Genomic DNA, 15,840 nt, shown 5'->3' with positions numbered 1-15,840 from the left:
CGGTTCTTGTGTCTGAACCCACCCCGATCACAGAACCAGCGGTAACCGCAGCGGTCGATGCAGCCTTAGCTGCGATCGAATCCGCAGCGACAATAGCCGACCTCAAAGCGGTACGTAATGCCCACCTTGGCGAAGCATCGCCACTGGCTGCGCTGAACGCCGAAATGAAGAACGTCCCGCCAGCCGACCGAGCGGCGTCAGGCAAGCTCATCGGTGGTGCCCGCGGTCGTGTCAACGGAGCATTTGGTGCGCGCGAAGCCGAGGTAGCCGTCGCAGAAGAAGAGGCGAAACTTGCGGCCGAAGCCGTGGATGTTACCGCCGTTGCCACTCGCTATGTGAAGGGTGCCCGGCATCCGCTCAGCCTGCTCATGGAACACATGAGTGACCTGTTCGTCGGCATGGGCTGGGAAGTCGCCGAAGGGCCTGAGCTTGAAAATGAGTGGTTCAACTTCGACGCACTCAACTTCGATGAGGATCACCCCGCGCGCGCGATGCAAGATACCTTCTTCATCGATCCGGTCGAGTCACACTTGCTCCTGCGCACGCACACCAGCCCGGTGCAGATTCGCTCACTGCTTGAGCGTCCGTTGCCCGTATACGTTGTGGCCCCAGGCCGGGTGTTCCGCACCGATGAGCTCGACGCAACGCACACGCCGGTCTTCCACCAGCTCGAGGGAATCGCGATCGACAAAGGTCTCACGATGGCGCACTTGCGCGGAACTCTCGAGCACCTCGCCCGTGCGATGTTCGGCGATGGCGCTCAGATCCGCCTGCGCCCCAATTACTTTCCCTTCACCGAACCGAGTGCTGAAATGGATGTCTGGCAGCCCAACGCCAAGGGTGGCGCCCGCTGGGTGGAGTGGGGCGGCTGCGGAATGGTCAACCCGAACGTGCTGCGTGCAGCCGGAATCGATCCGGAAGAGTACCAAGGCTTCGCCTTCGGCATGGGAATTGAGCGCACGCTCCAGTTCCGCAATGAAATGAATGACATGCGAGACATGGTCGAGGGCGATATTCGCTTCTCCCAGCAGTTCGGAATGGTGGTCTGATGAAAGTTCCCATGAGTTGGTTGCGGGAATTCGTTGAGATCCCCGCAGATATTACGCACGAGCAGGTTCATGCCGCCCTCGTGAAGGTCGGTTTCGAAGAAGAAGACGTTCACGATTTCGAGATCTCGGGCCCGGTAGTAGTCGGCCAGGTGATCGAGTTCGTCGGCGAACCCCAAACGAACGGCAAGACCATCAACTGGTGCCAGGTGGATGTCGGCGAAGCCGAACCGCGTGGCATCGTCTGTGGAGCCCACAACTTCGTGGTCGGCGACAAGGTCGTTGTCACGCTGCCCGGTTCTGTACTACCCGGACCGTTCCCGATTGCTGCACGCAAGACCTACGGCCACGTCTCTGACGGCATGATTGCGTCGACCCGTGAGCTGGGTCTCGGCGAGGAGCACGACGGCATCCTGGTGCTCTCAACCCTCGGACTCGACCCCGAAGTCGGCACGAGCGCCATCGAACTCCTTGGCCTCGATGATTTCGCAGTAGAGATCAATGTCACCCCTGACCGCGGCTATGCCATGTCGATTCGCGGTATTGCTCGCGAATTCGCTCTCTCCACCGGTGCAACATTCACCGACCCTGCTGACGCACCGACGATTACCGAAGCCGACGGCTTTTCGGTGGTCATTAACGATGAGACGCCAATCCGTGGCCGTGCCGGGGTGCGAGCATTCACCACGCGCGTCGTACGGAATGTGGATGTCACCAAGCCGACTCCCTCGTGGATGATCACTCGGTTGACGCTTGCCGGCATCCGCTCAATCTCGCTAACGGTTGACGTGACCAACTACGTCATGCTTGAGCTCGGCCAGCCGATTCACGCCTACGATCTCGATCGCGTGTCTGGTGGGCTGACGGTGCGTCGCGCATTGGCGGGGGAGGCTCTCACCACGCTCGACGACAAGTCGCGCACCCTAGATCTCGAAGACCTTCTGATCACCGATGACTCTGGCCCCATCGGCCTTGCTGGCGTAATGGGTGGTGCGAGCACCGAGATCACGGATGCCTCCACCAACGTTCTGATCGAGGCCGCAAACTTTGAGCCGATTTCGATCGCGCGTAGTGCCCGTCGCCACAAGTTGGGTAGTGAGGCATCACGGCGCTTCGAGCGCGGTGTTGACCCGCTCGTGGCACCGGCGGCGGCAGCGCGAGTAGTCGGCCTCCTCGTTGAGCTGGGTGGCGGAACCGTCGACTCGCTGGGCAGCGATGTCACCGCCGCGCACAGCCCACAGGCGATTGAGCTACCCGAGACCTACATTGAGGGTCTCATCGGGGTGCGGTATTCGTCTGACGAGATCACCGATTCGCTCACTGCGATCGGTACAACCGTTGAGGTTACCGAAAGCGGATGGCATGTCACGCCACCAAGCTGGCGCCCCGACCTCGACGACAAGCCCACGCTCGCCGAAGAAGTTGCCCGCATTGTGGGCTACGACCGCATCCCATCGGTGCTTCCTGTTGCGCCTCCGGGCCGCGGATTGACGCGCGCGCAACGCCTTCGTCGCACGGTGTCGAACGGTTTGGCGTCGTCAGGTCTCACCGAAGTGCTGGCATACCCCTTCATCTCGAAAGCGTCGAACGATCTCTTTGGTTCTCCGTTGGCGGGGGGAGTGGCCGCCATTACGCTCGCGAACGCTTTGGACCCGGATGCGGCATCCATGCGTCGTTCACTGCTACCGGGGCTTGCAGCGATCGCTCACCGCAATGTGTCGCGCGGATTGACGGATCTTGCTCTCTTCGAAGTGGGAACTGTGTTCTTGCCCGAGGCCGGTCGCGCCTACGGCAGTGGCGATCTTCCCGTGGGAGATGAACTGCCAACCGAGACCGCGCTGTCTGAATTGCACTCGAGCGTGCCTGCGCAACCGTGGCATGTTGGCGCGTTGTTTGTCGGCGATGCAGTCACGCGCCAGCCGGGTCAGCAGGCAGTGGCCCGCAGTCTTGCGGATGCTCTGGCAACAGTGCAGCAGTTGGCCGCCGCCATGTTGGTCGAGATCGATGTTGTGACGGGTAGCCACCAGGCTCTACATCCCGGGCGCACCGCCGAGTTGCGCGTTGGCGACCAGCGTGTCGGCTACGCGGGCGAGTTGTTGCCTGCGTTGGCGCTTGAGCTGGATCTGCCTCGTGTCGTCGCAGTACTGGAGCTTGATCTGAGCGTGCTCATTGAGAATGCCGCGGCGGATGTCGCTGCCATCCCGATTGTGTCGTTCCCTGCGGCCACGCAGGATGTGTCGTTGGTTGTCGCCGACTCCGTTCAGGCGGGGGAGCTGCTCTCGATCGTCCGTGAGGGTGCGGGAGAACTCTTGGAGAGCGTGCGGCTGGTCGATGACTACCGTGGCGCTGGCATCCCCGAGGGGCGCAAGTCGTTGACCTTCGCACTTCGTTTTCGAGCAGTGGATCGCACACTGACTCAAGCCGAAGCGACCGAGGCTAAGAATGCCGCGGTTGCTCTTACCGCCAAGCGTGTCGGCGCGGAGCTGCGCGAGTAGTGACGCTATTTCTAGAGTATCGATTAGCCTGCGTCGGCATCTGGGCACTATCCTAGAATTGTGACCGACTTCCGCACTTGCAGCCAGCGATTCTCGCTGAGCTTTGTGGTGCCGTCTTCGCCGGTTCTCCGCGGGGCTGACGAGCGACGATAGGCGGAGTTTCACCATGACCCACGAGGTTGTGTCTGAATCACCGCCGCAAGTGTTCTCGTTTCCGAACCCACCTCGAAGGTAATCCCATGTCAATTTCGGTCGCTGTGGCCGGTGCCAGCGGTTATGCCGGCGGCGAGCTTCTTCGCCTCCTTGCCACTCACCCAGAGTTCGATGTCACTACGGTGACCGCGTTTAGCAACGCCGGTCAGCGGCTCATCGATGTGCAACCGCACTTGCGCTCGCTCGCGCACCTCGAACTCCAACCAACTGAGCCTTCGGTCCTCGCTGGTCACGATGTTGTCTTTTTTGCGCTTCCGCATGGCAAATCGGGCGCGCTCACTGCCGAGCTCGGCCCCGACACTCTCGTCGTGGACTGCGGCGCAGATCACCGGCTCACGTCTGAAGATGATTGGGCTGCTTTCTATGGCGGCGACTACTTCGGTGCGTGGGACTACGGCATGCCCGAACTTCTGCATTCCGCTGGTGGAACCCAGCGCCAAGTACTTGCCGGTTCGAAGCGTATTGCTGTGCCCGGCTGCAATGTCACGGCGATCACGTTGGCGCTTGCCCCCGGCATCCGCTCCTCGTTGATTGAGGCCGAAGATATTGTTGCAGTGCTCGCTGTTGGCCCTTCGGGTGCTGGCAAGAGTCTGAAAGTGAACCTGCTCGCGAGCGAGATGATGGGTTCTGCGTCGGCATATGCCGTTGGCGGTACCCACCGTCACACGCCGGAGATCGCTCAGAACCTGAAGGTCGCCGGTGCTAGTACCGTGACAGTGTCGTTCACTCCGATTCTCGTACCGATGTCGCGAGGCATCTTGGCCACGTCAACGGCGAAGCTCGCCGATGGAGTGACAGCTGCCCAGGTGCGTGAGGCCTGGGAGACCGCCTATGCGGACGAGCCATTCGTTCATGTGCTGCCGGAGGGCGCCTTCCCGCGCACCGCTGACACTCTCGGCGCCAACACCGCACTGATCGGGCTTGCTATTGACGAAGCAGCACGCCGCGTCGTTGTCGTGAGCGCGATCGACAATCTTGTTAAGGGCACAGCAGGGGCCGCTATTCAATCGACAAATATTGCGTTGGGGCTCGATGAAACTCTCGGCCTTGCGTTGGACGGAGTCGCACCATGAGCGTTACAGCAGCCGCAGGATTCGAAGCTTCAGGAGTTGAGGCCGGGCTCAAGGCGAGTGGCGGTCTCGATGTTGCCATCGTCGTCAATCGTGGGCCGCGCTTTGACGCCGCAGCCGTGTTCACGAGCAACCGCGCGCAGGCCCATCCAATCATCTGGTCGAAGCAGGTCATTGCTGACGGGATTGTTTCGGCAATCGCCCTGAACGCGGGCGGGGCCAACTGTTTCACCGGTCCCCAGGGCTTTCAGGTAACGCACGCGACCGCAGAGCACGTAGCTGAGACGCTGGGCACGTCGGCGGGCGACATCCTCGTCTGCTCGACCGGTCTTATTGGTGAGCCGTTGCCGCAAGACAAGGTGCTCGCCGGAATGAGTGCAGCAGCTGCAGCGCTGTCCACCGAGGGTGGCGACGACGCATCACGCGCCATCATGACAACCGACAGCAAGCCCAAGACCACCGTCGTTTCCGGCACCGGCTACACCATCGGCGGCATGGCGAAGGGTGCAGGGATGCTCGCGCCCGGCCTTGCCACAATGCTCGTCGTGATCACCACTGACGCCGCTGTCGCCGCGGCCGAGCTCGACGGCGCACTGCGCGAAGCCACCAGGGTGAGCTTCGACCGTCTCGATTCTGATGGCTGTATGTCGACGAATGACCAGGTCAGCGTAATGGCGTCTGGTGCTTCGGGCGTAACTCCCGACAGTGACGAGTTTGCGGCGCTTCTCACTCAGGTCTGCAGCGATCTTGCCGAACAGCTGCAAGCTGATGCTGAGGGGTCGAGCCACGAGATCCGTATTGAGGTTGTCGGGGCACTCAGTGAAGACGAGGCTGTTGTGGTTGGCCGTTCGGTTGCCCGCAACAATCTGTTCAAGGCAGCGATTTTTGGCAACGATCCGAACTGGGGCCGCGTGCTGGCGGCAATCGGAACCACGGATGCCGCTTTCGATCCGTATGCGGTCGATGTTTCGATGAACGGTGTGCGGGTTTGCCACGCAGGTGCCCCCGACCGTTCGCGCGACGAGGTAGATCTCACGGGGCGCACAGTTCACGTTCTGATCGACCTTGCTACCGGTGATGCCGAAGCAACTATTTTGACCAACGACCTCACGCACGAGTACGTGCATGAGAACAGCGCGTATTCAAGCTGATGCCGGCGTTCACACACGGCCCAGCTCACGAGCAGGCAATGACGAAGGCGGGGGTGCTGATCGAGGCGCTGCCATGGCTGAAGCGCTTCCGCAACCGCATCATCGTGGTCAAGTTTGGTGGAAACGCCATGATCAACGACGAGCTCAAGCGTGCTTTCGTGCAAGACATGGTCTATCTGCGTCTTGCTGGCGTTCGCCCGGTGATTGTTCACGGTGGCGGGCCCCAGATCACCAAGGAACTGAAGAATCGCGGTATCGAGTCGGAGTTCCGCGCCGGCTACCGGGTGACTACCGAAGAGTCGATCGATGTTGTGCGTGATGTTCTCACCGATCAGGTGGGCGCCGAACTTGTTGATCTCATTAACGAGCACGGTGACCTAGCCAATGGAATCGCTGGCCACGAACATTCGCTGTTTATCGGTGAGCGCATGATCAAGGAGATCGAAGGCGAACGCATCGATCTGGGCCTTGTCGGCAATGTGACTGAGGTTGATCCTCAACGTGTTTTCCATGTGTTGGCTGCCGATCGCATCCCCGTGGTGTCGACACTTGCCCAAGATGGCGGTGATATCGAGGACGATGGCTCGGGTCTCCTCAACGTCAATGCGGATTCTGCCGCCGCGGCGTTGGCGATTGCCCTCGATGCGGCAAAGCTCGTGATCTTGACCGATGTTTCTGGCTTGTACAGCGATTGGCCGAACCGGGAATCCTTGGTCTCGATCATCAACACGGACGAGCTCCGCGAACTTCTGCCAAGCCTCGAGTCGGGCATGATTCCCAAGATGACCGCCTGTCTCGCTGCGGTCGATGCTGGAGTTCCGAAGGCGGCGATCATTGACGGCCGTGCGCCGCATTCGATCCTGCTCGAAGTATTTACACAAGATGGAATTGGCACCGAGGTGGTACCCGCATGACCTGGAAAGACGACTACGCCCACCGCATAATGAATACCTTCGGTGTGCCCAAGGTAGAACTCGTGCGCGGTGAGGGTTGCGCGGTCTTCGACTCTGATGGCAAGCGTTACCTCGACTTCTTGGCCGGTATTGCCGTCAATTCGCTCGGACACAATCACCCCGCTGTGGTTAGTGCGCTGACGAGTCAGGCCAACCTGCTTCACGTCTCTAACTTCTTTGCGACAGAGCCGCAGCTCGCGCTCGCAGAGCGGCTTCTTCACATCACGGGTGCTGGCGATGAGGGCCGGGTGTTCTTCGCAAACTCGGGCACCGAGGCGAACGAAGCGGCAATCAAGCTTGCCCGGCGCACCGGCCGCCGCCGAATTCTGTCGCTGATGGACTCGTTTCACGGGCGCTCGCTCGGGGCGCTCTCTATCACGGGCAAAGCATCACTTCGTGAGCCCTTCGAACCGCTGCTTCCCAACGTCGAGCACATTGATTCAACAATCGAGGCACTCACTGCCGCAATCGGGCCGGATGTCGCGGCTCTCGTTGTGGAGCCGATTAAGGGTGAGGCGGGTGTGTACGAGTTGCCTGCGGGTTATCTCGAGGCTGCGCGTGAACTCACAACGCAACACGGCGTACTGCTGATCATTGACGAAATTCAGACCGGCGCTGGACGCACGGGCGACTGGTTCGCGTTCCAGCAGAGCGGCATTGTTCCTGACGCAATTACCCTAGCGAAGGGCATGGGTGGGGGAGTACCGATCGGTGCGCTCGTGACCTTTGGTGCGGCATCCACTCTTCTGCAGCCCGGCCAGCACGGCACGACCTTTGGCGGAAATCCGCTGGTGTGTGCTGTCTCGAACGCGGTGCTTGCTCAGATCGAAAGCGACGACCTCGTCGCAAATGCAGCACAGCGTGGCGCCGAATTGCGCAGCGCACTGGCGCGAATCGATTCGCCGCTCATAAACGATCTGCGTGGCCGCGGTCTACTGATCGGTATCGGTCTGGCCGAACCGGTTGCGGCCCAGATCGTGGCGTTGGCGCTTGAGCGTGGCCTCATCGTGAATGCACCCAACGAATCAACGATTCGACTTGTGCCACCACTCATCATCGGCGACGACGAGATCGCCGAGTTCATCGACACGTTCAGCGCAGTGCTCGCCGCTGTCGCAAACCCAGTACCTACGGAGGCATCATGACCCGGCATTTTCTTCGCGATGATGACCTCAGCCCGCTCGAGCAGAAGGAGATATTGGACCTCGCCGAGCAGGTCAAGGCAGATCGCTGGGGCCGCAAGCCTCTCGCGGGACCACAGACGGTTGCGGTGATCTTCGACAAGTCATCGACTCGCACTCGCGTCTCGTTCGCTGTCGGTATCGCCGACCTTGGCGGTTCGCCGCTCATCATCTCTACCGCCAACAGCCAGCTGGGTGGCAAAGAGACTGCGTCCGACACTGCTCGGGTGCTTGAGCGTCAGGTCGCCCTGATCGTGTGGCGCACGTATGGACAAGAGGGTCTCACCGAAATGGCCCACGGCACTCAGGTGCCCGTGATCAACGCGCTCAGTGACAAGTTCCACCCGTGCCAGTTGCTTGCAGATCTGTTGACGATTCGTGAGCACAAGGGTGAGCTTGCAGGACTGACGGTTGCACTCCTCGGTGATGGCGCAAACAACATGGTGCACTCGTATCTGCTGGCGGGCGCCACTGCAGGAATGCACGTGCGCATTGCCTGCCCCGCGGATTACCTGCCGCTGGCGGATGTCGTGGCTGATGCCGAAAAGATCGCAGCATCCACGGGTGGTTCTGTTTCGATTCTTACGGATGCGGCCGAGGCCGTGACGGGTGCGGATGTTGTTGTTACCGACACGTGGGTCTCGATGGGCAAAGAAGATGAGAAGGCTGCACGTGTAGCGTCGCTCAGCGCCTACAAGGTGGATGTCGCGATGATGGCTCTCGCCAAGCCTGACGCGATCTTCTTGCACTGTTTGCCTGCCGACCGAGGTTACGAGGTTGAGGCCGACGTCATCGACGGCCCGCAGAGTGTCATCTGGGATGAGGCGGAAAACCGCTTGCACGCTCAGAAGGCCCTCATGGTGTGGTTGCTCGAACAGGCCGCCTAATTTTCGGCGGTGTCATGCCGCCGGTGTAGTTCCCTAAACTGATTCACGACTTCAAGGAGAAAATCATATGTCAGAACGCGTTGTACTCGCCTACTCAGGCGGACTCGACACCTCCGTAGGTATTGGCTGGCTTAAGGACGCCACAGGCAAAGAGGTTGTCGCTTTGGCGATTGACGTCGGCCAGGGTGGCGAAAACATGGATGATATCCGCCAGCGTGCTCTCGATTGTGGTGCTGTCGAGTCGATCGTCGTCGATGCTAAAGACGAGTTCGCTGATGACTTCCTGATGCCCGCCCTCAAGACCAACGCGCTCTACCAGAAGCGTTACCCACTGGTGTCGGCTCTCAGCCGCCCGCTGATCTCGCGCCACCTGGCACTCACCGCTCAGGCGCTTGGCGCAGACAGTGTTGCCCACGGTTGCACCGGTAAGGGAAACGACCAGGTGCGCTTTGAGGCTGCTGTTGCCGCACTCGCCCCTGATCTCACGAGCATTGCGCCAGTGCGCGACCTCGCCCTCACTCGTGACAAGGCGATCATCTATGCGGAAGAGCACAATCTTCCGATCCGCCAGTCTGCAGCTAGCCCGTATTCGATCGATAAGAACGTCTGGGGCCGTGCGGTTGAGACCGGGTTCCTCGAGGATCCGTGGAACGCACCGATCGAGGACCTCTACGAGTACACCTCTGACCCTGAAGCTGGTCTTCCTGCTGACGAAGTAACAATCACGTTCGAAGCCGGTATCCCCGTCGCTATCGATGGTGTGTCGATGTCGGCGCTCGCAATCGTTGAGCACATGAATGCGGTTGCAGGCAAGCACGGCGTTGGCCGCATCGACATGGTCGAAGACCGTCTTATCGGTATCAAGAGCCGCGAGGTTTATGAAGCACCCGGCGCGATTGCCCTCATCGCAGCGCACGAAGAGTTGGAGTCGCTCACGCTCGAGCGTGACCTCGGTCGTTATAAGCGTGGTGTTGAAACCGAATGGTCGAACCTGGTCTACGACGGACTGTGGTACTCGGGCCTCAAGCGCTCACTCGACGCCTTTGTCGAAGACACTCAGCGCTATGTCAGCGGAGAGATTCGCATGACGCTTCACGGTGGACGTGCTGTGCCCACCGGTCGCAAGTCAGAGCAGAGCCTCTATGACTTCAGTCTCGCCACCTACGACACCGGTGACACTTTCGACCAGTCGCTCGCCAAGGGCTTTATTGACCTCTGGTCACTGCCAAGCAAGATCTCGGCTCGCCGCGACGCAAAGCAGGGCTAATCATGGCGCAATCTGCTGAAACAGGTGAAGGACAACTCTGGGGAGCCCGCTTCGCAAGCGGCCCTTCGCCTGAGCTTGCCCGGTTGAGCAAATCGACTCACTTCGATTGGCAGCTTGCGCAGTATGACCTCGCCGGTTCGCGAGCGCACGCACAGGCGCTTGCGGCCGCGGGGTATCTCAATGACTCTGAGCTTGAAACGATGGTGGATGCTCTGCAGTCGTTGAGCGAGGCCGTCGCCGACGGCAGCTTCACGTCTCTCGAATCTGAAGAAGACGTTCATGCGGCTCTTGAGCGTGGACTGATTGAGCGCGCAGGCGCCGACGTCGGAGGCAAACTCCGTGCCGGCCGCAGCCGCAACGATCAGATCGCCACCCTCGTGCGGCTCTATCTGCTCGACCATGCTGGCGCGATCTCGAAGATGGTTGTCGATCTGATCGACGCCCTTGTGGCGCAGGCGGAGAAGCATGACACGGCAATCATGCCGGGGCGCACCCACCTCCAGCATGCGCAGCCAGTACTTCTCGCGCATCACTTGCTCGCCCACGCGTGGCCTCTGGTGCGCACGTTGGAGCGGTTGCGAGATTGGAAGGCTCGAGCATCCACGTCGCCGTATGGTTCCGGTGCTCTCGCCGGCAGCACCTTGGGGCTTGATCCCGCGCTGGTTGCTCGCGAGTTGGGGCTTGCTCGCCCTACCGAAAATTCGATTGATGCCACTGCGAGCCGCGACGTTGTCGCCGAGTTTGCTTTCATCACGGCCCAGCTCGGTATCGATATTTCGCGACTGAGCGAAGAGATCATTCTCTGGAACACGCGTGAGTTTGATTTTGTGCAGTTGGATGACGCGTACTCAACGGGCTCGTCGATCATGCCGCAGAAGAAGAATCCTGACATTGCGGAGCTTGCTCGCGGCAAGGCGGGCCGCCTGATCGGAAACTTGACGGGTCTCCTCGCCACGCTCAAGGCTCTTCCGCTCGCGTACAACCGCGATCTTCAGGAAGATAAAGAGCCGGTGTTCGACTCTGTTGAGACGCTAGAAGTGTTGCTGCCAGCGTTCACTGGGATGATCGCCACTGTGCGTTTCAACACCGAGCGCATGGCAGAGCTTGCCCCGCAGGGATTCTCGCTGGCGACGGATGTTGCTGATTGGCTTGTGCGTCAGCACGTGCCGTTCCGTGAAGCCCACGAGATCAGTGGGTCGCTCGTGCGATTCTGCGAAGACAACTCGCTTGAGCTCCACGAGCCAACCGATGCTGACTACGCAGCGATTTCGCCTCACCTCACCGGTGATGTGCGCGCTGTGCTCACGGTCGAAGGATCAGTGTCGAGTCGTGCCGGTGTTGGCGGTACAGCACCGGTGCGTGTTGACGAGCAGCGTGCCGAACTCATTGCACGAGTTCGGGTGCTCGCGGCAGCGCTTGATCCTCAGGTTCTTAGCTAGACGTGTTCGAACTGCTCAGCAGGCCAGCGACTGAGGTCGCTCCGTTGCTGTTGGGTGCTGTCGTTCGCGTTGGTGATGTTGCTGTTCGACTCACCGAGGTTGAGGCCTACATGGGCGAGCTCGACCCCGGTTCTCACGCTTTTCGTGGACCGGGAAAGCGCAACGCCGTCATGTATGGACCACCAGGTCACCTGTACACATATTTCACCTACGGGATGCATACGTGCGCCAACGTCGTCTGCATGCCCGAGGGAATCGCATCGGGAATACTGCTGCGAGCGGGAGAGGTCATCGAGGGAGCCGACATTGCGGCCGGTCGTCGCACGACATCCCGCAAGTTTTCCGATCTCGCGCAGGGTCCGGCACGACTAGCGGTGGCTCTCGGTATTCGGCTGGATGATGCGGGCGCCAACCTGGAGTCGGGTCGTGTGCGCCTAGAACTGTCTCGCTCGCCTGCGCCGTTCAGCGCCGGTCCTCGCACGGGCGTTGCCGGCGACGGCGGTAGCGATGAGTACCCGTGGCGGTTGTGGATTCCGGGGGAGCCGAGCGTCTCCCCGTACCGGCCAGCAGTGAAACGCAAGCGCCGCTAGCGAGTGTGCGGCTAGCGCCCGACGAGGAGCGCCGCAGCGCACAGCCCGGCCCACACCAAACTCACGAGGGTGCCGATGATGAATCGTTCGCGGGCGGCAGCATTTTCTAGTTCTGCGAAGCGACCGAGGCCTTTGATCGCGACGATCACGGCGATTGCGCCGGGCTGCCACACCATGAGCGAGCCGATGAAGGCAAAGCGTTCGAGGTAGCCGATGGTGGTTCCGCCGCGCAGAATCTCTCGCTTGGGCAGGGGAGAGTCGTCGTCGGCTACGAGAATTCCGCCGTGTTCACCGCGGGGTGCCGGATACGAGGCGAGCGAGAGTACGAGGGCGACGAGCGGGCTACCTGCGATTGTGGCGAGTGCGACAAGGGCAGCACTCATAAGAATCACGAGGCCGGGTACTTCGTCCGGAAGCGGGTTGCCGGTAGATCCGAGGATGAGCGCAATGCCGATAGGCAGTAGCGAAACTGTTGCGAGCCGATACCTTTCGGTGCGCGCGGCCACCATGGAGGCGCCGATCGCACCGATCGTCAGAATGAGTACCGCGATCCACCAACCGATCATGATGTGCCTTCCTCTGCGTCGCGCGAACCTTTTTTGTCTGCGCCATTGTTCTCGATGCCACTGTGGTCAGTGCCGCTATCGTCCAGGTCACTGTCGTCTACGCCACTGTGTGCTCTGTCGAGAAGGTTAGCAAGCGCCACCACCGCGTCTTCTTCGGTGCGGAGGCCGGCGACGAGCGCGCGTTGGCTCGCTGATTGGGGAGAGATGCCCAGTTTCTCGGCGGCGTCTGCTTGGGTGATTCCGGTGTTGAGCAGGTCGTAGAGTTGCCAGCCGTTATCGGTTCGTCGATTTCTCATCAGGATGAGCAATTCGAGCAGCGGGTCGATGTCTCGGGCGAGTTTGCTTGCCGGGTCTGATTCGACGGCGCACTTGGCCGGGCTCTTCTTTGCCCTGTCGATGGCTGTGCGGGCGGCGATGAACGCGGGGCCGCTGGTCGCCCGAACGGTTGCTCCATAGGGGGTGGGCACTGCGCCGATTCCGATGCCGACACTCCACTGGCCTGTGCGGGTGAGCTCGAGTGCGATTTCGAGGGTGGCCTGGGCCGAGTTCACCAGCATTTGCACTTCGTCGCCTGCGGTGCGTTCGGCAGCAAGGGCGAGGTCGTCTGCCCGCTCTGCGTTGAGCTGGAGCAAGGCTTCGGCGACGGCATCCGCGCTGCGTCTGCTGTTTCGTTGATCCGCTGTAATCACAAACATAGCTAAAGGCTACAGCATTGATTCTCAAATATCAGGCCCACAACACTGATTTCACAGAATCAGGCTCCCAGCGTTGCCTCGGGTGCTCGTCGACGACACTCATAACCTCCACTACGGTTGAAGACGTGTCAGCGACAGCATCAGAATCACTCAGCAGCCAAAGTAACGACAGCTCATTCGAGAGCCTGTGGGATGAACTCACGTGGCGCGGCCTCGTGCACGTCTCTACGGATGCGGATGCTCTCAAAGAGCTTCTCGCGGGTGACCCGATCACCTACTACTGCGGATTCGATCCGACGGCACCGAGTCTGCATCTGGGAAACCTGGTGCAACTGCTGCTGCTGCGCCGCCTTCAGCTCGCCGGTCATAAGCCGCTGGGGCTCGTCGGGGGAGCGACCGGACTCATCGGAGATCCGCGTCCAACGGCCGAGCGCATTCTCAACGACAACGAGACGGTGGCCGAGTGGGTCAGCTACTTGCAAGCCCAGGTCTCGAAGTTTCTGAGTACCGAGGGTGACAATGCGGTTCGCATGGTCAACAACCTCGACTGGACTTCGCCGATGAGCGCAATCGACTTCTTGCGGGATGTCGGCAAATACTTCCGTGTCGGCACGATGCTGAAAAAGGATGCCGTCAGCGCACGCCTCAACAGCGATGCCGGCATTAGCTACACCGAGTTCAGCTACCAAGTGATGCAGGGGATGGACTACCTCGAGCTCTACCGAAGCTACGGCTGCGTGCTGCAGACCGGCGGTAGCGACCAGTGGGGCAACCTCATTAGCGGTACAGATCTCATCCACAAGGCTGAGGGTACGAGCGTGCACGCGATTGGCACGCCGCTGATCACGAACTCCGACGGTACGAAGTTCGGCAAGAGCGAGGGCAACGCGGTCTGGCTGGATGACGCGATGACGAGTCCGTACGCGTTCTACCAGTTCTGGCTCAACACCGATGATGCCGATGTCGTGCAGCGTTTGAAGATCTTCACGTTCTTCTCGCGGGAGCGCATCATCGAACTCGAGACTGCTGTAGCCGATGCGCCGTTCAGGCGTGAAGCGCAGAAGACCCTCGCTTGTGAGGTGACGTCACTGGTGCATGGGCGAGTCGCAACGGAGGCCGCTATTGCTGCGTCGGCGGCGCTGTTCGGCCAGGGGGAATTGACTGCGCTCGATGCGCACACTCTCGCCGCAGCCTTGCGCGAGCTTTCGCACGTTGAGGCGCCGGCCGATTCGACGATCGTGCAGTTGCTCGTCGACACGAAACTGGTCACGAGCGCGAGCGAAGCTCGACGTGCCATTTCGCAGGGTGGCGTGTACCTCAACAACGTTGCGGTAGCGGATGACAAGGCGACCGTTGGCAGTGATCTCTTGCCGGGAAACGTGGCGGTTCTCCGTCGCGGCAAGAAAACTCTCGCGGGCATCTTCGTCGCGTCTTAGCGGCATCGTTGCTGCGTTGCAGCGGCGCTGCTGCTCCCGATCGCTAATGCGGTTCTGAGGCACCGCTGCTCTCCCCATCGTGTGGGGGAGCTCTGAGTCGATTGTCTGCGCACCGCATACCGTGGTTGCATGCCTCGCATAATCTTCGAAACTGCATCGACGCTCAACGGGTTCATTGCCGATGAGGCTAACTCTCTCGACTGATTGTTCTCGGTAGTGAGCGATGAGCAGCCGCCAGTTGCACCTGCCGCGACCGTCCAGGTCGAGGGCTCCACGACCTACGAGTGGGTGCTCGAGCATGAAGACCTCATCGCACAGCCCCACAAGTGGGCGGAGTATTTCGGCGACAAGCCGACCTTCGTCTTCACAACTCGCGACCTTCCTGTGCCTGCAGGGGCACACGTGCGTTTCGTTCGAGGAGATGTGGCGGATGCTCTGCCTGCGATTCGCGAGGCTGCGGGCGACGGCGACATCTGGATTGTCGGTGGCGGAGATCTGGCAGCGCAATTCATGGATGCGGGAGTCCTCGACGAGGTCTCGGTATCGATCGCGCCGGCGACCGTGATCGGTGGTGCGCCACTGTTCCCGCGACTGCTCGGCTCTGATCGATTGTGCTTGCGATCGTCAACTGCAGTTGGACAGTTCGCTCACCTGGTTTACGAAGTGCGTCCTTTTATCCGAATAAACCGTCAACTCTCACCTCAACGTTGGGCCACTGCCCAGCGTTTTGTTGGGGGTGCATGCTCGACACGCCCGGGATGGGGGAGGGTTTGGTTGGTGGGGGTTGGTGCACGTAAAGTTTGTTCTTGTCACCCCAAAGGTGCGGAAGTCCCGGGCAGTTTTGCTGTTAG

Annotated in this window: 14 protein-coding genes; 12 read left to right on the top strand and 2 right to left on the bottom strand. The window is 60.7% G+C overall.

Annotated elements, in window-relative coordinates; genetic code table 11:
- Positions 1 to 8: 8 nt before the first annotated feature.
- The 10 genes from pheS (at position 9) to ACTJJW_RS12970 (ending at position 12,292) form a co-directional block, all read left to right on the top strand.
- Positions 9 to 1,049, top strand: a complete 1,041-nt coding sequence (gene pheS, locus ACTJJW_RS13015) for a phenylalanine--tRNA ligase subunit alpha (protein ID WP_462645317.1) — start codon at positions 9 to 11, stop codon at positions 1,047 to 1,049.
- Positions 1,049 to 3,541, top strand: a complete 2,493-nt coding sequence (gene pheT, locus ACTJJW_RS13010; protein WP_462645316.1) for a phenylalanine--tRNA ligase subunit beta — start codon at positions 1,049 to 1,051, stop codon at positions 3,539 to 3,541. The genes pheS and pheT overlap by 1 nt, the downstream gene beginning before the upstream one ends.
- Positions 3,542 to 3,780: 239 nt before the next feature.
- Complete coding sequence (argC, locus tag ACTJJW_RS13005; protein WP_462645314.1) at positions 3,781 to 4,827, top strand: N-acetyl-gamma-glutamyl-phosphate reductase; 1,047 nt, start codon at positions 3,781 to 3,783, stop codon at positions 4,825 to 4,827.
- Positions 4,824 to 5,975 carry a bifunctional glutamate N-acetyltransferase/amino-acid acetyltransferase ArgJ gene (gene argJ / locus ACTJJW_RS13000; RefSeq protein ID WP_462645312.1) on the top strand — a complete coding sequence of 384 codons (1,152 nt, stop codon included), beginning with the start codon at positions 4,824 to 4,826 and terminating at the stop codon, positions 5,973 to 5,975. The genes argC and argJ overlap by 4 nt, the downstream gene beginning before the upstream one ends.
- The gene (gene argB / locus ACTJJW_RS12995) at positions 5,975 to 6,889 is read left to right on the top strand and encodes an acetylglutamate kinase (protein ID WP_462645310.1); all 915 of its coding nucleotides are present in this window, start codon (positions 5,975 to 5,977) and stop codon (positions 6,887 to 6,889) included. Before argJ ends, argB begins: the two co-directional genes overlap by 1 nt.
- Positions 6,886 to 8,073, top strand: a complete 1,188-nt coding sequence (locus tag ACTJJW_RS12990; protein ID WP_462645308.1) for an acetylornithine transaminase — start codon at positions 6,886 to 6,888, stop codon at positions 8,071 to 8,073. The genes argB and ACTJJW_RS12990 overlap by 4 nt, the downstream gene beginning before the upstream one ends.
- Entirely contained in the window at positions 8,070 to 8,996 is a 927-nt protein-coding gene (argF, locus tag ACTJJW_RS12985) for an ornithine carbamoyltransferase (protein ID WP_462645306.1), read from the top strand. Before ACTJJW_RS12990 ends, argF begins: the two co-directional genes overlap by 4 nt.
- A gap of 67 nt (positions 8,997 to 9,063) precedes the next feature.
- Positions 9,064 to 10,263: an argininosuccinate synthase gene (locus tag ACTJJW_RS12980; RefSeq protein ID WP_462645304.1), complete on the top strand. Its 1,200-nt coding sequence runs from the start codon at positions 9,064 to 9,066 to the stop codon at positions 10,261 to 10,263.
- Between the two features lie 2 nt (positions 10,264 to 10,265).
- Positions 10,266 to 11,702, top strand: coding sequence for an argininosuccinate lyase (argH, locus tag ACTJJW_RS12975; protein ID WP_462645303.1), 1,437 nt, complete (start codon positions 10,266 to 10,268; stop codon positions 11,700 to 11,702).
- Positions 11,703 to 11,704: 2 nt separating this feature from the next.
- A complete protein-coding gene (locus ACTJJW_RS12970) occupies positions 11,705 to 12,292 on the top strand; it encodes a DNA-3-methyladenine glycosylase (protein ID WP_462645301.1) in 588 nt (195 codons plus the stop codon).
- 11 nt (positions 12,293 to 12,303) lie between these two features.
- Here the strand turns inward: ACTJJW_RS12970 and ACTJJW_RS12965 are convergent, their stop codons facing one another.
- Positions 12,304 to 12,858: a hypothetical protein gene (locus tag ACTJJW_RS12965; protein WP_462645300.1), complete on the bottom strand. Its 555-nt coding sequence runs from the start codon at positions 12,856 to 12,858 to the stop codon at positions 12,304 to 12,306.
- On the bottom strand, positions 12,855 to 13,553 hold the full coding sequence (locus ACTJJW_RS12960; protein WP_462645298.1) for a DNA-binding protein: 699 nt from the start codon (positions 13,551 to 13,553) through the stop codon (positions 12,855 to 12,857). The genes ACTJJW_RS12965 and ACTJJW_RS12960 overlap by 4 nt, the downstream gene beginning before the upstream one ends.
- 125 nt (positions 13,554 to 13,678) lie before the next feature.
- Between ACTJJW_RS12960 and tyrS the strand changes: the two genes are divergently transcribed.
- Positions 13,679 to 14,989: a tyrosine--tRNA ligase gene (tyrS, locus tag ACTJJW_RS12955; protein ID WP_462645297.1), complete on the top strand. Its 1,311-nt coding sequence runs from the start codon at positions 13,679 to 13,681 to the stop codon at positions 14,987 to 14,989.
- Positions 14,990 to 15,205: 216 nt separating this feature from the next.
- A partial coding sequence (locus tag ACTJJW_RS12950; protein ID WP_462645295.1) for a dihydrofolate reductase family protein occupies positions 15,206 to 15,840 on the top strand: 635 nt, incomplete at its 3' end.

The organism is Rhodoglobus galactosidasius (assembly GCF_054957775.1).
Note: the sequence above shows the minus strand (reverse complement) of the source record. Positions and strands in the feature narration are given on the sequence as shown.